Raw genomic sequence first — 16,327 nt, 5'->3', positions numbered from 1 at the left:
ACATGAAATTATTTGGCAGCATAGATTCTGGGCATTCATTCAAGCCACGCTCATTTCTCTTACTCACGGGCATACCCCATGATTATTATGGGGTAGACCTTGCGCTGGCCAGGTCTGCGCGGCCAGCCAATTTTGTCTCCGTCAGCAAATTTGGTGAAGTGCCCGTGCTTGTGCATGGCGAACAGGCCATGTGTCAATCGAATGCAATACTGATCTATCTGGCACAAAAAACCCGACTGTATTGTGGACACGATGCCGCTGAGTGGCAATCCATACTCGAATGGCTAAACTGGGAAAGCAATCGCATAGGCTTTAGCATACCCAACTTGCGCTATGCTTTGCGCTGGGCACCTCAAGCACCAGAAGTCTTAGTTTATTTGCGTGATCGAGCAATGGCTGATTTATTGACACTGGATGGTGTATTTGCCGAAAGCGAATTTTTGCTGCCATCAGGAGTTACCATTGCCGACCTCAGTTGTTCAGCTTATTTGTTTTGGCTTTCGCAGGCAGGAATCGATGAAGCAGCATTCCCGAATATTCAGCGCTGGCTGTCATCGATTCGTGCATTGCCCGGCTGGGTTCATCCAGATATCGCATTGCTAGCAACCAGCAGTTAAAGCTGACCACCAAGTACAGGGCGGGAAAAGCGTTGCTCCATGACCTCTTCCCCCCATTGTCGGCCAGGCCGTTCTTCACGCAACACAAATCCGGCGGCTTCATACAGGCGTCGTGCCGTATCCAGACCTCTGAAGGTCCACAATTGTATTTTGCTGAATTGCTGTTGCTCGCAAAAAGAAATTGCTTCAGAGAGCAAGCGTCTGCCTATACCACTACCACGCACCTCATCATCGACGATAAACCAGCGTAAATGCGCAATATTGCTACCCAAGTCCTCGCCATCGATTGCGATAACAGCGACGACTTGAGCCTCGCGCATGGCAAACCATAGTTGATTGCATGATTTATCCATGCGTCCGGCAAACTCAGCCATGCCGCTAGCCACTTTAGCCTCAAAGAAATGCCCAAATCCTGCAAAACCTGCATAGTAACGGGCGTGCATTTCCACAGCGCGGCCCAAAACTCCTGGCCGGTAACCACGCACTATATTCACCCCATGCTCCACGGGAAATACAGTTGGGTGCACCTTTTTGCGACTAGCCGCCAATGCCTCACCATAAATACTCAGCCCATGTTGAACCTTACTTTGCGCCGATGCTGGCATATTGATCAGCGCATTACTGACTTGCGCATATGCGAACTGGTTGATAGCCGCAAGGGTTTGGTGACCTTTGGCGCTCAGAGTAAGCTGTTTTTCACGACCATCTCTTTCGGCGCAGGTTTCGATTAACTCCCCATTGTCTATCAACTTACGCAGCATGCGGCTGACACTGGATTTTTCCAGGCACAGCACATCGCAGAGTTCAGCCGCACTACTAATACCATTTTCCCCAATTTCGATTAAGGCATGGACAGCAGAAGCCGGGAGATGAGTACCAGCCAAGGTCGGTTTCATGAAACCCAGTTCACGCACTAATCTACGTGAGGCATCACGAATAGCTGGAATGGATAATTGAGGATTAGTAGTATTCATGGTCGCCTGCCATATAGTTGCATCATACAACTATATGGCTTACTCTCGTTTTTTACAAGCCTTATTTCCACCCTTCGCCGCCGGTTTCCCACTATCAAAAACAGAAGATTGTCACATAAAGAAAAATAAGCGCTTTTATCTTGAAGTAAGCCAATCCAAACCGCCAAAAATGCCCTTAGCGATTGAAACAAAGTTGGTATTGATATATATTCTCATTATCATTTAGAGTTACATATAGACCAAAGGAACGACGCCATGAGCAGCCTGCCAACAAAGCAAGCAATTGCCACGACATTGAATCAAATGCGCGTGGGTGACTCTGGCGTGGTTGTTGATGTTGAAGATCAGGGTGATGCAAAAAACGAGAGCCTGTTCAATATTACCCGTCGCCTGAAAGAACTGGGTTTTGTCAAAGGCGAATCAGTCAAGGTACTGCATAAAGGTTATTTTGGTGGAGAGCCCCTGGCTGTCAGGATTGGTCAATCCACCTTTGCCTTGCGAAATTTTGAAGCTGCTTTAATCGGCGTTACCCATACAGAAAAAGTAGGAACATAGTGAACGAATTGTTTTCTCCGCGCATTGCTCTTGTCGGTAACCCTAATTGCGGAAAAACTGCACTTTTCAATCGATTGACAGGTGCACGGCAAAAAGTGGCGAATTATGCTGGTGTCACGATAGAACGAAAAGAAGGTAAATTCCGTTCTGCTGCAGGGCGTCACTGGCAAGTGCTGGACTTACCAGGCACATATAGCCTGCACGCCATCACCCCTGACGAAAAAATCACGCAGGATGTTGTCACTGGCCAGCGTACAGATGAGGCTATGCCTGATGCCGTCGTCTGTGTCGTCGATGCCACTAATTTAAAGCGTGGCTTGCGCGTGGTATTTGAATTACTTGCGCTTGGACAGCCCCTCATACTCGCCATCAACATGATGGATATTGCTAAAAAACGCCATATCCATATCGACATTGCTGCTCTGAGCAGTACGCTGAATATTCCCGTGGTCGAAACTGTTGCTGTCGATCCTGCAGGCGTCGATGCCTTGCTGAGTGAGCTTGAGTCACTGGCACAAACACTGCAACCCAATGGCAATACGACGCCACATGCACTGTCTGCACAAAGCCCTGAAAGTTTGCAACAGCAAGCCAATGCTGTACTGGCTGCCTGCGTTACACAAAGTGTTGACGCTGCCAGCGAGCGCGCTGCCAATCTGAGTTTTCGCCTGGATAGCTGGATTTTGCATCCCTTTATCGGCCCGATTATTTTTGCCACCCTGATGTTCCTGGTATTCCAGGCGGTATTTGCCTGGGCACAGGTGCCCATGGACTTGATCAAGTCTTCCATGGACAGTGCAGGCACTGCCGTAGAAGCTGCTCTGGCGCCAGGCATATTGCAAGGCTTGCTGGTGAAAGGCATCATAGGCGGGGCCGGTAGTGTACTGGTATTTTTGCCGCAGATTGTGATCCTCTTCTTTTTCATTCTGGTGATGGAAGATTCAGGTTATCTGCCGCGCGCCGCTTTCTTGCTCGACAGGGTCATGGGCAAAGTCGGTTTGTCAGGTCGCGCCTTTATCCCTTTGCTATCAAGCTTTGCATGCGCCATTCCGGGCATCATGGCGACCCGGACCATACAAAACCCCCGTGATCGTCTGGTAACGATCATGATTGCGCCTCTGATGACTTGTTCAGCACGTCTGCCGGTGTATGCGTTGATCATCGCCGCTTTTATCCCGGAGAAGACAGTGCTGGGCGTATTGAACCTGCAGGGACTGGTCTTGTTCCTGCTCTATCTGGCGGGTATCGTGTCTGCCATGCTGGTCGCCTATTTCTTCAAGACGAAATGGGGTAGCCAAATTCACCAGCAGGCCTTGATGCTGGAGCTGCCTGATTATCGTTTGCCCAATATCCGCAACCTGCTATTGGGCTTGTGGGAAAGAATCAAGATTTTCGTTACCCGTGTAGGTACAATTATCCTGGCCCTCATGATTTTGCTTTGGTTTCTCAGCAGTTTCCCTGGTGCTCCGGAAAATGCTACTCAGCCGGCGATCTATTACAGCATAGCCGGATATCTGGGCCGCATGCTCGAAGTTGTATTTGCCCCTATTGGCTTCAACTGGCAAATCTGTATTGCCCTGGTGCCTGGGCTGGCTGCACGCGAAGTGGCAGTAGCAGCCTTGGGTACGGTGTATGCGCTCTCACAATCCGGTGAAGAACTGAGTCGTTCGCTGGAACCCTTGATTGCCCACTCGTGGAGTATACCGACAGCCCTCTCGCTGCTGGCATGGTATGTATTTGCCCCACAATGCGTAGCCACCTTAAGTGTAGTCAAACGCGAGACCAACACCCTGCGCTATCCGGTATTGATGGCAGCTTATTTGTTTGCGCTAGCTTATGTTGCCTCTTTCCTGACTTACCACATTTCTGCTTTTTTCCTGGGGAAATAAGCCATGCAAAACCTGATCGCTACGCTATTGCTCGTCCTGGCTTTTGCTTATCTTTTACTGAAATGGATGCCAGTCGGGACTAAAGAAAAGATCAGGATGTATAGCATGAGCCGCTTCCCTGCCATGGAGCCCTTATTCAGCAAACTGGTCAAGCAAACCACAGGATGTGGCTCAGGTTGCAGCAATTGCTCGAGCCCATCCGATGATAGTTGTACAAACTCGCTTGACGTAAAACCCATCAAGCTGATTCGTAAAACATCACCTCAAAGATAAGCGATGCTTATCGCCGCCTTTCATTGGCAGCATGCTTGAATTGATGTATCCTCAAAAAAGCAGAAACAATTTCTGACATATTGAGACAAACAAAGGCTGTAGCTGGACATGACTGCAAGTATCTACGACAAGACAGAAAAAGGCCGGGAAGAAATCACCACCAGGAAATATCAACTGGCGCCCAGATTGCGCACTTTATTGGTCATGATAGATGGCAAGCAAACCGCTGCCGAGATCATGAAAAAAGTATCAGCATTGGGTTTAACGCAAGAAAATCTGCAAGAACTGCTAGAGCAAGAATTCATTGTTGAAACATCTGTACAAACTGACTTGCAAACAGACACCTCGACCACTGCGGCGGAGGCTGAGGCGAATGAACCATCATCAGTATCCCCAGAATTATCGATGACGGATGCTGAGCGTTTTCAGGCACTCTACAGCTTTTACAATGAAACCATCAAGAGCGCCATAGGTTTGCGCGGCTATGGCTTGCAACTCAAAGTGGAGCGTGCTGCAAATATTGAAGATTTTCGGGCATTGAGGCAAGTATATGTAGAAGCAGTTCAAAAAGCCAAGGGGCCGGAAATGGCACGCAGCTTGAGTGACAGGCTGGACTTATTGCTAGGCAAGTCTTAATTAATTAAATAATTACTTAAAAGCCTCATTTCCATGCACGAATAAAAAAGCCAGGTATCAACCTGGCTTTTTCTTTATTCCCTACCCTCTTTTACTCGATACCTTGACTACTCAGGTATTCTTCATAAGTGCCCTGGAAATCGATAATTTTGTTTTCCTTGATTTCCAATACACGTGTCGCCAAAGAGGACACGAATTCACGGTCATGCGATACGAAAATCAGGGTGCCCGCATATTTTTCCAACGCGATATTCAACGACTCGATAGATTCCATATCCATGTGATTGGTGGGCTCATCCATCAGCAAAACATTATGGCGGCCCAGCATCAGCTTGCCATACATCATGCGACCTTTTTCACCACCAGACAGCACCTTGACTGATTTTTTAACATCATCACCACCGAACAACAGGCGACCAAGAATGGAGCGCACGGCCTGGTCATCATCGCCCTCTTGTGTCCATTGACCTATCCAGTCAGTCAGGTTTTTATCGGATGCAAATTCTTCGGTAGGATCTTGCGGCATATAGCCTACATTGGCATTTTCTGCCCATTTGACAATGCCATAATCCGCATGCATGCCAGCAATGTCATCGCCACCTATGCAACGCAACAAGGTGGTTTTACCAATACCATTGGCACCGATAATCGCAATTCTTTCACCTGCCTCTACCATCAGATCAACATTCTTGAACAATGACTTGTCATAGGCTTTGCTCAGAGATTGCACTTCCACTGCCAAACGATGCAATTTCTTTTCGCCATCGAAACGCACGAAAGGATTTTGACGGCTGGATGGTTTGAAATCTTCAATCTTGATTTTATCAATCTGCTTGGCGCGTGAAGTTGCCTGGCGCGCTTTGGATTTATTGGCAGAGAAGCGGCGTACAAAGTCTTGCAGCTCGGCGACCTTTTCCTTGGCCTTGGCATTGTTTGCCATTTGCTGTGCGCGTGCCTGTGACGATGCCAGCATGTAGTCATCGTAATTACCCGGATATACTTTCAGCGTGCCGTAATCCATATCTGCCATATGCGTACATACCTGGTTCAGGAAATGGCGATCATGTGAAATGATGATCATGGTGGAATTGCGTTCGTTCAGGATGTCTTCCAGCCAGCGAATGGTGTTGATGTCCAGGTTATTCGTCGGCTCATCAAGCAGCAGAATGTCTGGATTGGAGAACAGGGCCTGTGCCAGCAAGACACGCAGTTTCCAGCCTGGCGCAACCGCACTCATGACGCCCTGGTGTTGATCAGTTGGTATGCCTACGCCCAGCAATAATTCACCGGCACGCGCTTCAGCAGTGTAGCCATCATATTCAGCAAACTTGGCTTCCAGGTCTGCCGCTTTCATGTAGTCATCGTCAGTCGCTTCAGGATTGGCGTAAATCGCGTCCCGTTCCGACATGGCTGCCCACATTTCTATATGGCCCATCATGACCACGTCCAGCACACGCATGTCTTCAAAAGCAAACTGATCCTGGCGCAATTTACCCAGACGCTCATTCTGATCCAGCATGACCGTGCCTGAAGATTGCTCAAGGTCACCACCAAGAATCTTCATAAAAGTGGATTTGCCGCAGCCATTGGCACCGATCAGGCCATAACGGTTACCTTCGCCAAATTTGACTGAGATATTTTCAAACAGCGGCTTGGGGCCGAACTGCATGGTGATATTAGCGGTAGAAAGCATGTAAGTTTAAATCTTTATTTAATTAAATCAAAGCGTTAGGCACAATCTTCCCATTATACACCAACCACTATTGAGCACTGTATAGCACACTGAAAATCAATGACTTACAACTGTATATTTAATAATTAATCTTTTATAAACAGCAAAAATTGAAATTTAAAATGGATACATGATGGTATTTGTGACGCTCTTCTTGCTGGCGTTGTGTACTATTCAATCGTCGACAATCATCTCACCAACCAAAGGCACATCGGGTGCCACATGGCTAGTCATCAAAATGCATTGACTAGCCTGCCGTGCCGGATCGCTTAATTGCTCGCGCAGGTAATATGCAGCTTCAACATCAAGCGCATTGAACGGCTCATCAATTAAAAGCAGCTTCACGGGTAAAGCTAGTGCCAGGGATAAATACATTTTCTTGTGCTGGCCTAGCGAGAGTGTGTCGATAGTTTGCTTTAGCATAGGCAGCAAACCAAATGCGGCCAAATTGATGTTCAGGTCTGCGGCACGCGCTGCCGGATACAGGCTCATGTGTAAATCAAGAAATTCCTGTACGGTCAGCCAAGCGAAGTCCGGAGTTTCGCTACTGCACCAAAAACATTGCAAGCGCCACTCAAAGCCTTGCTGACGGAGATTGCAGCCATCAAGAAAAATGTCACCTTTAGGGGCATGCAGTGATCCGGCCAATAGTTTTAATAAGGTGGTTTTCCCTGCGCCATTTCTGCCGCGCAGCCATGTGATACCCGCGCCCACAGTGAATGAATACTCCCAAAAAAGACTGCGGTTCGGGTAGGCAAAACACAAATTTCGTACACTCAATTCCACAACTCACTCCCGATTGCCGTCAGAATTACCATAAATAAGATAATGATGCGAGCGCGCACTGCTGATGATAAATGGCTCAAGCTCACAATGATCACCTGCGCTATTAATTGCGCGCCAATATACCAGTGAGCCACCCCGGCATGAAAACTGTCGCCCTTGCCAAACAGTAGTACGGCAAACAGCGCCAGCAGCACATTAGCAGGAATGATACACATGAACTTGCTCAATATCTCGAGAGGCAACAATGCAAATGGTAGTGCGCGCAGGTGCGGGCGCAAACGCTGCATTTGCTCCTGGACCGCTTTGCTGCCCTGGTCGGTTACGATCAAGGCCAGACTGCTGGCGCTGATGCAAAACAAAAAGCGTACAAACGGCGAACCTGGTTGCAGCCAGAGCCAGAACATTGCTGCGGCGGAGATGAACAGTATGCATTGCTTGATACCTATCCCATTTTCCAGACGCCAGAACGGCAACCAAAACAGCTTATACCATTGGTGCAGCAGGCCTGGACGCTGGCTTTGCTGTTGGTAGGACAACATCGATATCGCAAGAGGTTTGTGCAATGTGGCACGCATCAGCCTCCATTCCAGGCTTTGTTGGCGTAAATGTAGCACCAGTGTGCCAAACAACAGTATCAGTGCCAGCGTTATGAGCATCATCGCTATACCGGTAACCGCCACCTGATGAATGGCAGGCATTTCAAACCAGCAGGCAAGGGTTGAAAGCGCATAGGCAATACCAAGCGGAAAAATGAAGAGTCGAACCACAGCAACGTGCGCCAACCAGCGCGCGCTCGGCTTGACAGGTAGCGCACGACTCCACAGCAACACATCCCTGGGTAATAAACGCTTACGTAATAAGAAGATCGGCAGTGTCAATATCGCCGAATAAGCAAGCAATACCCCAAGCACGTTTTGCAAAGGCCAGTGTTCTGACATCCATATTGCGTTGAGCCACAGAGGCCAGGACAGCAATGCCACTGCCATGAGCATCGCTTGCCCGGCAGCAAGCAAGATCACTTCCATCGAGCTCTTCATACTCGACGCGAACTGGTATAACCCGTACCGGGCTTGTTTGACATGAAATTGGGAATAAGCAGTCATTGAGTCATATCACTTGGCAGTAATGGTAAGTCAAGCATTGGCAAGATTGCTTCTTCACCAATAGAAAATGGCTTATCTGAAGATTACCCCAGACAAGCCATTTTTAATTTCAAGTAATTTACTTAATTGAAAGTTTTTCCTTCTGCTGCCAGTTTTGCCAGCAAAGGAGCTGGTTTCCAGGCATCGCCATGACGGCCTTTGGCATATTTTTCCATGGCCATGACCACATTAGGCAAGCCCACGGTATCGGCGTAGAACATAGGCCCACCAGTATGCAATGGGAAGCCATAGCCGGTCAGATACACCATATCGATATCAGAGGCACGGGTAGCGATGCCTTCCTCCAGAATGTAGGCAGCTTCATTGACTAGGGAGTAAATCAGTCGTTCGACAATTTCCTGATCAGAAATTTTGCGACGCGTAATACCCAGGTCAGCGGAATGCTGGATGATCATGACATTCACGATCCCTGAAGGATAAGCTTTGCGGTCGCCCGGTTTATAGTCATACCAGCCTGCACCAGTTTTTTGCCCGAAACGCCCCAGCTCGCACAGCAAATCTGCCGTTTTGGAATAAGTAATCTGTGGTTTTTCTACGTAACGGCGTTTGCGGATATACCAGCCGATATCATTGCCAGCCAAGTCGCCCATACGGAATGGACCCATGGCAAAGCCCATTTTTTCTACGGCCTTATCCACTTGTTCAGGCGTACAGCCTTCTTCCAGCAAGAAACCTGCCTGACGGCTGTATTGTTCTATCATGCGGTTGCCGATGAAACCATCACAAACGCCGGATACAACGCCAGTTTTCTTGATTTTCTTGGACAGGCCCAACACCGTCGCCAGTACGTCTTTAGCAGTTTTTTTGCCGCGTACGATTTCCAGCAATTTCATGACATTGGCCGGGCTGAAGAAATGGGTGCCGATGACATCTTCAGGGCGTTTGGTGAAATCAGCAATCTTGTCGACGTCCAGCGTTGAGGTATTCGACGCCAGAATAGCGCCCTGCTTCATGACTTCATCCAGTTTTTTGAAAACTTGTTCCTTGACACCCATGTCTTCAAACACAGCCTCAATGACGATATCTGCCTGGGCAATTTCTTCATACGACAAAGTACCTGTGATCAGGCCCACACGCTGGTCAAATTTCTCTTGAGTCAGCTTGCCTTTTTTAAGCGTGTTTTCATAATTCTTGCGGATAGTCGCCAGACCTTTGTCCAGTGCTTCTTGCTTCATTTCCAGAATTTGCACAGGGATGCCAGCATTGGCAAAGTTCATCGCAATACCACCACCCATGGTGCCAGCCCCGATAACGGCAACTGATTTGATGGGGCGAGTTGGTGTATCTTCCGGTACATCCGGCAATTTGCTGGCAGCACGCTCACCAAAGAAGGCATGACGCAAGGCTTTGGACTCTGTGGTTTGTACCAGATCGACAAATAATTCACGTTCAAACTTGATGCCATCATCAAATTTCTTGGTGATGGCAGCCGCCACTGCTTCCACGCATTTTAAAGGTGCGGGGAAAGGGCCAGCCATGGCGCGCACTGTATTACGTGAAAATTGCAGGTAAGCTTCGTAATTCGGATAATCAATCTTGATATCACGTACTCTTGGTAATGGGCGCACATCGGCCACTTTGGCGGCAAATGCGAGTGCCGCTTCCAGTACATCACCTTCCACAACCTCATTGAAGATCGCTGTCTTGGCCAGTTTTTCAGAGGGCACAGGCGTACCAGAGACTATCATGTTCAAAGCCATTTCCAGGCCCAGTACGCGCGGCAGGCGCTGCGTACCGCCAGCTCCAGGCAAGATGCCCAATTTAACTTCAGGCAAGGCAATTTGTGCGCCCTTGGACGCTATGCGGTAGTTACAACCCAGCGCCAATTCGAGGCCACCGCCCATGCAAACAGTATGAATAGCCGCGATGACCGGTTTATCCGATCCTTCAACCACATTGATAAGGGTGTGCAAGCTAGGCTCGGCAGATGCTTTGGGGGAATTGAACTCCTTGATATCTGCACCGCCCGAGAATGCCTTACCAGCACCTGTAATGACGATGGCTTTGACAGCATCATCATTCAATGCCTGCTTCATGCCATTCACCGCAGCTGTACGGGTAGCATGGCCTAGTCCATTGACAGGCGGATTGTTCAGAGTAATTACGGCAATATTGCCATTCACTTGGTATTCGGCGCTCATGTCTCTTCCTATAGGTGAAATACTGCTTGGATTTACCAGTTCAGTGCTTAAAAAATTGGGAATAAGCTTATTTTTGCTTACTATACCGCAAAATAGTACGAGCGTATTATTTTTATTCAGGTTTTTATTTTGCTTTTTGCTGGTATAAACATCTGGTTAAGCAAGCCTTCTGGCTTGTGAAATATCAATAAATTAAATATCTTTGTCACTATATGCCAAAATCAGGAGAAATCCTTCCTTATGTGAGATTGGCAGCGACCAGGAGCTTGTGAACTCATGCTCGATACCAGACCTGCGTGGATAGATGAAATAAAGATCGCCGCCATCACTTGCGTCGTCGTACTTTTGGCATGCCTGCTAGGTATATTCAGTAGATCCATGGGACATCTGGCAGGCCTATGGCCAGCAAATGCTCTTTTGCTTGGTATGTTCGTACGCTTTCCCTTCCTGAGCAAGCCCTGTGGGTGGCTGGGTGCCGTAGCAGCGTATATCGCATCTGGCGTATTGAGTGGTGAAAGCTGGTCAAGCAGTTTATTACTCAGCACTGGCAACCTGGCTTGTGTCACCGTGGGGTGCATGCTGTTTTCATGGCTAGACCCAGGGCATCGCCGCTTGAAGCATCCGCTGTCTGTGTTATATCTCGCTCTGATCGCCGTTATTTGTGCAGCTACTGCTGGCATAGTGAGCACGATCGCTGACCCTGTCCTGTCGAATGACAGTCATCTCAAGGCTTGGACATTTTGGTCAGTGACTGAATTGGTGAATCTGCTTGCCATTCTGCCTGTCATGCTGAGCTTGCCCAATACTTCAAAATTCAGACTCAATCGACGTCGTTCAGGGGATGTTTATCGCCTGAAAATCGACAAACTATTACCAGTTGGCGCGCTATTTGCATCTTTTGCCTTGGGTATCATGCTAGGTGGCCCGGGTGCACTGGCCTTCCCTATTCCAGCGCTACTTTGGTGTGCCTTGAGTTATGGGATCTTCACGACCAGCATAATGACCTTGCTGTATAGCGGCTGGGTATTAATTTCCATGTCTTTGGGCTATCTGCCTATCTCTATCGTCAACATGAATTCACGGTCCATGCTGCTGTCCATACGTACTGGAGTCAGCATGCTCGCCCTGGCGCCATTGACTGTAGCCAGTGTCATGGCAGCTCGTGAAGAACTTTTACGCCATCTTGAGTATATTGCAGAACATGATGCACTCACTGGCTTATTGAACCGACGCGCTTTTTATGATCGCGCCCTGAGTCTGTTAAGCGAGCTTGCGCAGCAAGAAAAACCAGTAGCAGTATTGATGCTGGATATAGACAAATTCAAGAGCGTCAATGATAACTACGGGCATGCTGGCGGTGACCAGGTACTGGTAGCTTTCGCACATATCGCCAGCTCAAGTTTGCGTGAGGTTGATATGCTGGGTCGTATAGGTGGAGAAGAGTTTGCCGCCATATTGCCTGGCTGTGCTCATGAGGAAGCAGACCGAATTGCCCAACGCATACGCACTAGTCTCGCCAGTAAATCCGTAGATATAGGTGATGGACAACAAATTTCCGTGACCGTGAGCATAGGCTGCACTTTCGTCACCCTTGCCATACAGGATATTGAGGCCTTATTACTGGTGGCCGACAAGGCGCTCTATCGTGCCAAGGAAAATGGACGAAATCGGGTTGAACATGATAATTTTGATGAAGTCAAAAATGACAATGATCAGGCCGCAAATAAACAGGCCTGATCATTATTTTTTAAATATCGTTCTTACTATACTTCCAGCCATTCTTTACGGATGTTTTCATTGGCACGCAGATCAGCTGGCGTGCCTTCAAAAACGATACTGCCGTGCCCCATGACATACACGCGCTGTGAGATTTCAAGGGCAATGGCGAGTTTTTGCTCCACCAGCAAGACGGATATACCACGATTCTTTAGCTCTTTCAGATATTCTGCCACCAGCTCCACAATCTTTGGTGCCAGACCTTCTGTCGGTTCATCTATCATGATCAGGTCAGGGTCGCCCATCAAGGTGCGGCATAAGGTCAGCATTTGCTGCTCGCCGCCCGACATCACACCAGCCTGGGTATTTCTGCGTTCACGCAGGCGTGGGAACATCTGGTACATATCCTCCATGCTCCAGCGTGGCTTGCTAATTTTGGAACGACCGGATTTTTCACCCAGCATCAAATTTTGCTCTACAGTCAGACTAGGGAAAATGTCGCGGTTTTCAGGCACGTAACCCAATCCCTTATGGGCTATCTGAAAAGCTTTCAGACCGATAATTTCTTCGCCCTTGAACAGGATGGAACCTGTTGCATCAACCTGCCCCATGGTGGCCTTGACCGTTGTGGAGCGACCGACACCATTGCGGCCCAGCAAGCTGACAATTTCACCAGGATGAACTTGCATATCCACACCATGCAAGACATGACTCTTGCCATAGTAAGCATTCAGATTTTTAATCGTGAGCAAACTCATTCAACCTCCACCGGCGCATGACCACCCAGATAGGCGTCTTTGACTTTTTGATTATTACGGATATTGGCTGGAGTATCACAAGCGATGACCTCGCCATAGACGACTACGGCGATTTTATCAGCCAGCCCAAAGACCACGCTCATATCATGTTCGACCATCAACAGCGATTTACCGACCGTGACTTTGCGTATCAATTCAACCGCTGCATCTGACTCAGAACGACTCATGCCAGCAGTGGGTTCATCCAGCAGTATCACATCAGCACCGCCAGCAATCGTGATGCCAATTTCCAGTGCCCTTTGCTCTGCATAGGTTAACAAACCGGCAGTCACGTTGCGTCTGCGCTTGAGGCCAATTTGCTCCAGCACAGCCTCGGCTCTTTCATGCGCATCCTTCAAACCATTCAGTCTGTGCCAGAAAGAATATTTATACCCTAGCGACCACAATACGGCACAGCGCAGATTTTCATACACAGACAGGCGATGGAATATATTCGTGATCTGGAAACTGCGTGACAGGCCGCGACGATTGATTTCATATGGTTTCAGACTGGTAATGCTGTCGCCATTGAGCAGGATATCTCCTGAACTGATAGGGAAGCGGCCAGAAATCAGATTGAACAAGGTGGACTTGCCAGCACCATTGGGGCCAATGATGGCGAAGCGCTCACCCTTGGGCACCTGCAGGCTTGCCCCCCGGATGATTTCTGCACTGCCAAAAGATTTGCGTACTTCTTTTAATTCCAGCGAAAAGCCTGTCATGCTTGCGCCCTCCGCATTTGCTCTTCAATTTCAGTATTGACTTCACCCCAATGCTGAGAAAAACCACCTTTCAGCCTGGTGCAGGCCAAAATACCAAGAGCAATGACAAGCATCGTCATTGCCCACCAAACACCGCTGGCAGTGTCTATGGAAATACCAAACATTTCTATGACGGCACTTTGTGTTGCCTCCAGCGTGCGTTGATACAGCATTTCTATCGCCAGTATGACGGCGGCAGCGGTCACTGCAGCGGCCAGCACCAGTTTCCACATGCTGGGCCATACCCGCTTGAACAGGCCGAATTTTGCCACCCGTAAATTCATCATAAGTATGCTGGCAACACCGCCAGGAGCGTACATGACGATCAGAATAAAAAAGACCCCCAGATATAATTGCCAGGCCTTGGTCAAATCAGACAGCATCACGGTTAAAAATACCCCAAAAATTGCTCCTATCATGGGCCCGAAGAAAAAGCCCACACCGCCAATAAAGGTGAACAGCAATACTGCCCCGGAACGCACTGCGCTGACATTTTCCGCCGTCACGATCTCAAAATTAATGGCTGACAAACCACCGGCAATGCCTGCAAAAAAAGCAGACAGTATCAGCGTCATATAGCGTACCCATTGCGTATCGTAGCCTATGAACTCGACACGCTCGGGGTTATCCCTGACGGCATTGACGATACGGCCCAAAGGAGTTTGCGTGAATGCATACATGCCTATGGTGCTGATGAGTAGCCAAAAGGCGATCAGGTAATACACCTGGATTTGCGGCCCATAAGTGATGCCCAGAAAAGGCTGGCCTATGACGCGATTGGTAGAGATACCACCCTCGCCACCAAAAAAACTGGGGAACATCAAGGAACAGGCAAAAACCAGCTCCACCATGCCCAAAGTGATCATGGAAAAAGTGGTGCCCGATTTTTTGGTCGTGACGTAGCCAAACAGGACACCGAAACACATACCGGCGATACCGCCTATCAAGGGGATCAGCGTGATAGGAAAATGCAAGCTGCCAGCCGCCACCATATTCATGGCATGGATGGCGAAAAATGCTCCCAGACCGGAATAAACGGCATGCCCAAAAGACAGCATGCCCCCCTGCCCCAACAACATATTGAAGGAGAGGCCAAAGATCATGACTGTGCCCATTTGTGAGAGCAGAGACAATGAGCCGCCAGAGCTGAAGATCAAAGGCGCAAGAACCAGCAAAATCACAAAGCTGCTCCAGATAATCCAGCGCGCCAGATTGATAGGCTTGAATATTAAAGGTTTGCTCATCTTTTATCCTTCGCGTGTGCCAAGTAAACCCCTGGGCCTGAAAATCAGGATGAGTACCAATAAGAGATAAGGCAAGATAGGCGCAGCCTGGGCTATCGTCAGACTCAACAAGGCATAAGCTGGTGCATTCGCTGTAATCACCATCCCCAGTTTGGCAAACATGGTGACGAATGAATAATCAAGCGCCACAGCAAATGTCTGCAATACGCCTATCAATAGCGATGCCACAAATGCCCCCGCCAAAGATCCCATGCCACCAACCACCACGACCACGAAAATAATGCTGCCAAGAGTGGATGCCATCCCCGGTTCAGTCACAAAGGCATTTCCCCCGACTACTCCTGCCAAGCCTGCCAGTGCGCAACCACCACCAAATACCAGCATGAAAACCCGAGGCACATTGTGCCCCAGCGCCTCGACGGTATTTGGGTGAGTGAGAGCAGCTTGAATCACCAAACCTATGCGTGTACGTGTCAATAAGAGATAAATCGAGGCCAGCATCAATAGGGCAACTAGCATCATGAAGCCACGATAGATGGGAAAAGTTGTTGTGTATAAGGTAAATAGCGGGCCATCCAGAGATGCTGGAATAGGATATGGCACGGTAGATCTGCCCCAGATCAATTGCACCAATTCGACAATCACGTATGAGAGCCCGAAGGTGAACAATAACTCTGGTATATGCCCGTATTTATGTACCGAACGCAAACCATAACGCTCTACCATGGCCCCCAGCAAGCCAACGACTAGTGGTGCCAGAAACAAGGCTGGCCAAAAGCCGATTTTAATACTAATGGCATAGGCAAAATACGCACCCAGCATATAGAAACTGGCGTGGGCGAAGTTGAGTACGCCCATCATGCTGAAAATCAATGTCAATCCGGATGAAAGCATGAACAACAGCAATCCGTAACTGACACCGTTCAGCAAAGTGATCAGTGTGAATTCCACAGCAAAGATCCTTTTCAGAAAATTCTTGAACGATCGTACTATTTATAGACAAAAAAAGAGAGTGTACATACAGCCACTCTCTTTTTACATGT

At 48.6% G+C, this 16,327-nt stretch carries 15 protein-coding genes; 6 read left to right on the top strand and 9 right to left on the bottom strand.

Going from position 1 to position 16,327, the window contains the following annotated elements; all coding sequences use genetic code 11:
* Positions 1-2: 2 nt before the first annotated feature.
* Positions 3-617, top strand: a complete 615-nt coding sequence (locus ACO0LF_RS04615) for a glutathione S-transferase family protein (protein ID WP_423012336.1) — start codon at positions 3-5, stop codon at positions 615-617.
* Here ACO0LF_RS04615 and ACO0LF_RS04610 read toward each other — a convergent pair.
* Positions 614-1,591 (bottom strand): bifunctional helix-turn-helix transcriptional regulator/GNAT family N-acetyltransferase, encoded by a 978-nt coding sequence (locus ACO0LF_RS04610; RefSeq protein WP_423012334.1) that lies wholly within the window; start codon positions 1,589-1,591, stop codon positions 614-616. The two genes, ACO0LF_RS04615 and ACO0LF_RS04610, sit on opposite strands and share 4 nt — an antisense overlap.
* Before the next feature lie 255 nt (positions 1,592-1,846).
* Between ACO0LF_RS04610 and ACO0LF_RS04605 the strand changes: the two genes are divergently transcribed.
* From ACO0LF_RS04605 to ACO0LF_RS04590, 4 genes are all read left to right on the top strand, one after another.
* The gene (locus ACO0LF_RS04605; protein WP_423012332.1) at positions 1,847-2,146 is read left to right on the top strand and encodes a FeoA family protein; all 300 of its coding nucleotides are present in this window, start codon (positions 1,847-1,849) and stop codon (positions 2,144-2,146) included.
* Complete coding sequence (gene feoB / locus ACO0LF_RS04600; RefSeq protein WP_423012330.1) at positions 2,146-4,035, top strand: ferrous iron transporter B; 1,890 nt, start codon at positions 2,146-2,148, stop codon at positions 4,033-4,035. The genes ACO0LF_RS04605 and feoB overlap by 1 nt, the downstream gene beginning before the upstream one ends.
* Before the next feature lie 3 nt (positions 4,036-4,038).
* Positions 4,039-4,308 (top strand): hypothetical protein, encoded by a 270-nt coding sequence (locus ACO0LF_RS04595; RefSeq protein ID WP_423012328.1) that lies wholly within the window; start codon positions 4,039-4,041, stop codon positions 4,306-4,308.
* A 108-nt stretch (positions 4,309-4,416) separates the two neighbouring features.
* Positions 4,417-4,944: a hypothetical protein gene (locus ACO0LF_RS04590; RefSeq protein WP_423012326.1), complete on the top strand. Its 528-nt coding sequence runs from the start codon at positions 4,417-4,419 to the stop codon at positions 4,942-4,944.
* 91 nt (positions 4,945-5,035) lie between these two features.
* Here the strand turns inward: ACO0LF_RS04590 and ACO0LF_RS04585 are convergent, their stop codons facing one another.
* From ACO0LF_RS04585 to ACO0LF_RS04570, 4 genes are all read right to left on the bottom strand, one after another.
* A complete protein-coding gene (locus ACO0LF_RS04585; RefSeq protein WP_423012324.1) occupies positions 5,036-6,637 on the bottom strand; it encodes an ABC-F family ATPase in 1,602 nt (533 codons plus the stop codon).
* 213 nt (positions 6,638-6,850) lie between these two features.
* Positions 6,851-7,462, bottom strand: coding sequence for an ABC transporter ATP-binding protein (locus tag ACO0LF_RS04580; protein ID WP_423012322.1), 612 nt, complete (start codon positions 7,460-7,462; stop codon positions 6,851-6,853).
* Positions 7,453-8,487, bottom strand: coding sequence for a hypothetical protein (locus ACO0LF_RS04575; RefSeq protein ID WP_423012320.1), 1,035 nt, complete (start codon positions 8,485-8,487; stop codon positions 7,453-7,455). The genes ACO0LF_RS04580 and ACO0LF_RS04575 overlap by 10 nt, the downstream gene beginning before the upstream one ends.
* 200 nt (positions 8,488-8,687) lie before the next feature.
* Positions 8,688-10,766, bottom strand: a complete 2,079-nt coding sequence (locus ACO0LF_RS04570) for a 3-hydroxyacyl-CoA dehydrogenase NAD-binding domain-containing protein (protein ID WP_423012318.1) — start codon at positions 10,764-10,766, stop codon at positions 8,688-8,690.
* 276 nt (positions 10,767-11,042) lie between these two features.
* Between ACO0LF_RS04570 and ACO0LF_RS04565 the strand changes: the two genes are divergently transcribed.
* Positions 11,043-12,503: a diguanylate cyclase gene (locus tag ACO0LF_RS04565; protein ID WP_423012316.1), complete on the top strand. Its 1,461-nt coding sequence runs from the start codon at positions 11,043-11,045 to the stop codon at positions 12,501-12,503.
* Between the two features lie 26 nt (positions 12,504-12,529).
* Here the strand turns inward: ACO0LF_RS04565 and ACO0LF_RS04560 are convergent, their stop codons facing one another.
* From ACO0LF_RS04560 to ACO0LF_RS04545, 4 genes are read right to left on the bottom strand one after another with little or no spacing between them, the layout of a single operon-like run.
* Entirely contained in the window at positions 12,530-13,240 is a 711-nt protein-coding gene (locus ACO0LF_RS04560; RefSeq protein ID WP_423012314.1) for an ABC transporter ATP-binding protein, read from the bottom strand.
* Positions 13,237-14,001 carry an ABC transporter ATP-binding protein gene (locus ACO0LF_RS04555; protein ID WP_423001123.1) on the bottom strand — a complete coding sequence of 255 codons (765 nt, stop codon included), beginning with the start codon at positions 13,999-14,001 and terminating at the stop codon, positions 13,237-13,239. The genes ACO0LF_RS04560 and ACO0LF_RS04555 overlap by 4 nt, the downstream gene beginning before the upstream one ends.
* Positions 13,998-15,284 (bottom strand): branched-chain amino acid ABC transporter permease, encoded by a 1,287-nt coding sequence (locus ACO0LF_RS04550; protein WP_423012312.1) that lies wholly within the window; start codon positions 15,282-15,284, stop codon positions 13,998-14,000. Before ACO0LF_RS04550 ends, ACO0LF_RS04555 begins: the two co-directional genes overlap by 4 nt.
* 3 nt (positions 15,285-15,287) lie before the next feature.
* Positions 15,288-16,235 carry a branched-chain amino acid ABC transporter permease gene (locus ACO0LF_RS04545; protein WP_423012310.1) on the bottom strand — a complete coding sequence of 316 codons (948 nt, stop codon included), beginning with the start codon at positions 16,233-16,235 and terminating at the stop codon, positions 15,288-15,290.
* Positions 16,236-16,327: the final 92 nt, after the last annotated feature.

This window comes from Undibacterium sp. Di27W, assembly GCF_049340345.1.
In the GTDB taxonomy this organism is placed as follows: Bacteria; Pseudomonadota; Gammaproteobacteria; order Burkholderiales; family Burkholderiaceae_D; genus Undibacterium.
The sequence above is the reverse complement of the archived record's forward strand: the minus strand, read 5'-3'. Positions and strand labels throughout refer to the sequence as shown.

Bases quoted from the DNA above. Each gene is read 5' to 3' on its own strand.
- ACO0LF_RS04605 (WP_423012332.1), top strand. From the start codon at position 1,847: ATGAGCAGCCTGCCAACAAAGCAAGCAATTGCCACGACATTGAATCAA.
- ACO0LF_RS04550 (WP_423012312.1), bottom strand. From the start codon at position 15,284: ATGAGCAAACCTTTAATATTCAAGCCTATCAATCTGGCGCGCTGGATT.
- ACO0LF_RS04615 (WP_423012336.1), top strand. From the start codon at position 3: ATGAAATTATTTGGCAGCATAGATTCTGGGCATTCATTCAAGCCACGC.
- ACO0LF_RS04610 (WP_423012334.1), bottom strand. From the start codon at position 1,591: ATGAATACTACTAATCCTCAATTATCCATTCCAGCTATTCGTGATGCC.
- ACO0LF_RS04565 (WP_423012316.1), top strand. From the start codon at position 11,043: ATGCTCGATACCAGACCTGCGTGGATAGATGAAATAAAGATCGCCGCC.
- ACO0LF_RS04570 (WP_423012318.1), bottom strand. From the start codon at position 10,766: ATGAGCGCCGAATACCAAGTGAATGGCAATATTGCCGTAATTACTCTG.
- ACO0LF_RS04560 (WP_423012314.1), bottom strand. From the start codon at position 13,240: ATGAGTTTGCTCACGATTAAAAATCTGAATGCTTACTATGGCAAGAGT.
- ACO0LF_RS04585 (WP_423012324.1), bottom strand. From the start codon at position 6,637: ATGCTTTCTACCGCTAATATCACCATGCAGTTCGGCCCCAAGCCGCTG.
- ACO0LF_RS04590 (WP_423012326.1), top strand. From the start codon at position 4,417: ATGACTGCAAGTATCTACGACAAGACAGAAAAAGGCCGGGAAGAAATC.
- ACO0LF_RS04595 (WP_423012328.1), top strand. From the start codon at position 4,039: ATGCAAAACCTGATCGCTACGCTATTGCTCGTCCTGGCTTTTGCTTAT.
- ACO0LF_RS04575 (WP_423012320.1), bottom strand. From the start codon at position 8,487: ATGGAAGTGATCTTGCTTGCTGCCGGGCAAGCGATGCTCATGGCAGTG.
- ACO0LF_RS04555 (WP_423001123.1), bottom strand. From the start codon at position 14,001: ATGACAGGCTTTTCGCTGGAATTAAAAGAAGTACGCAAATCTTTTGGC.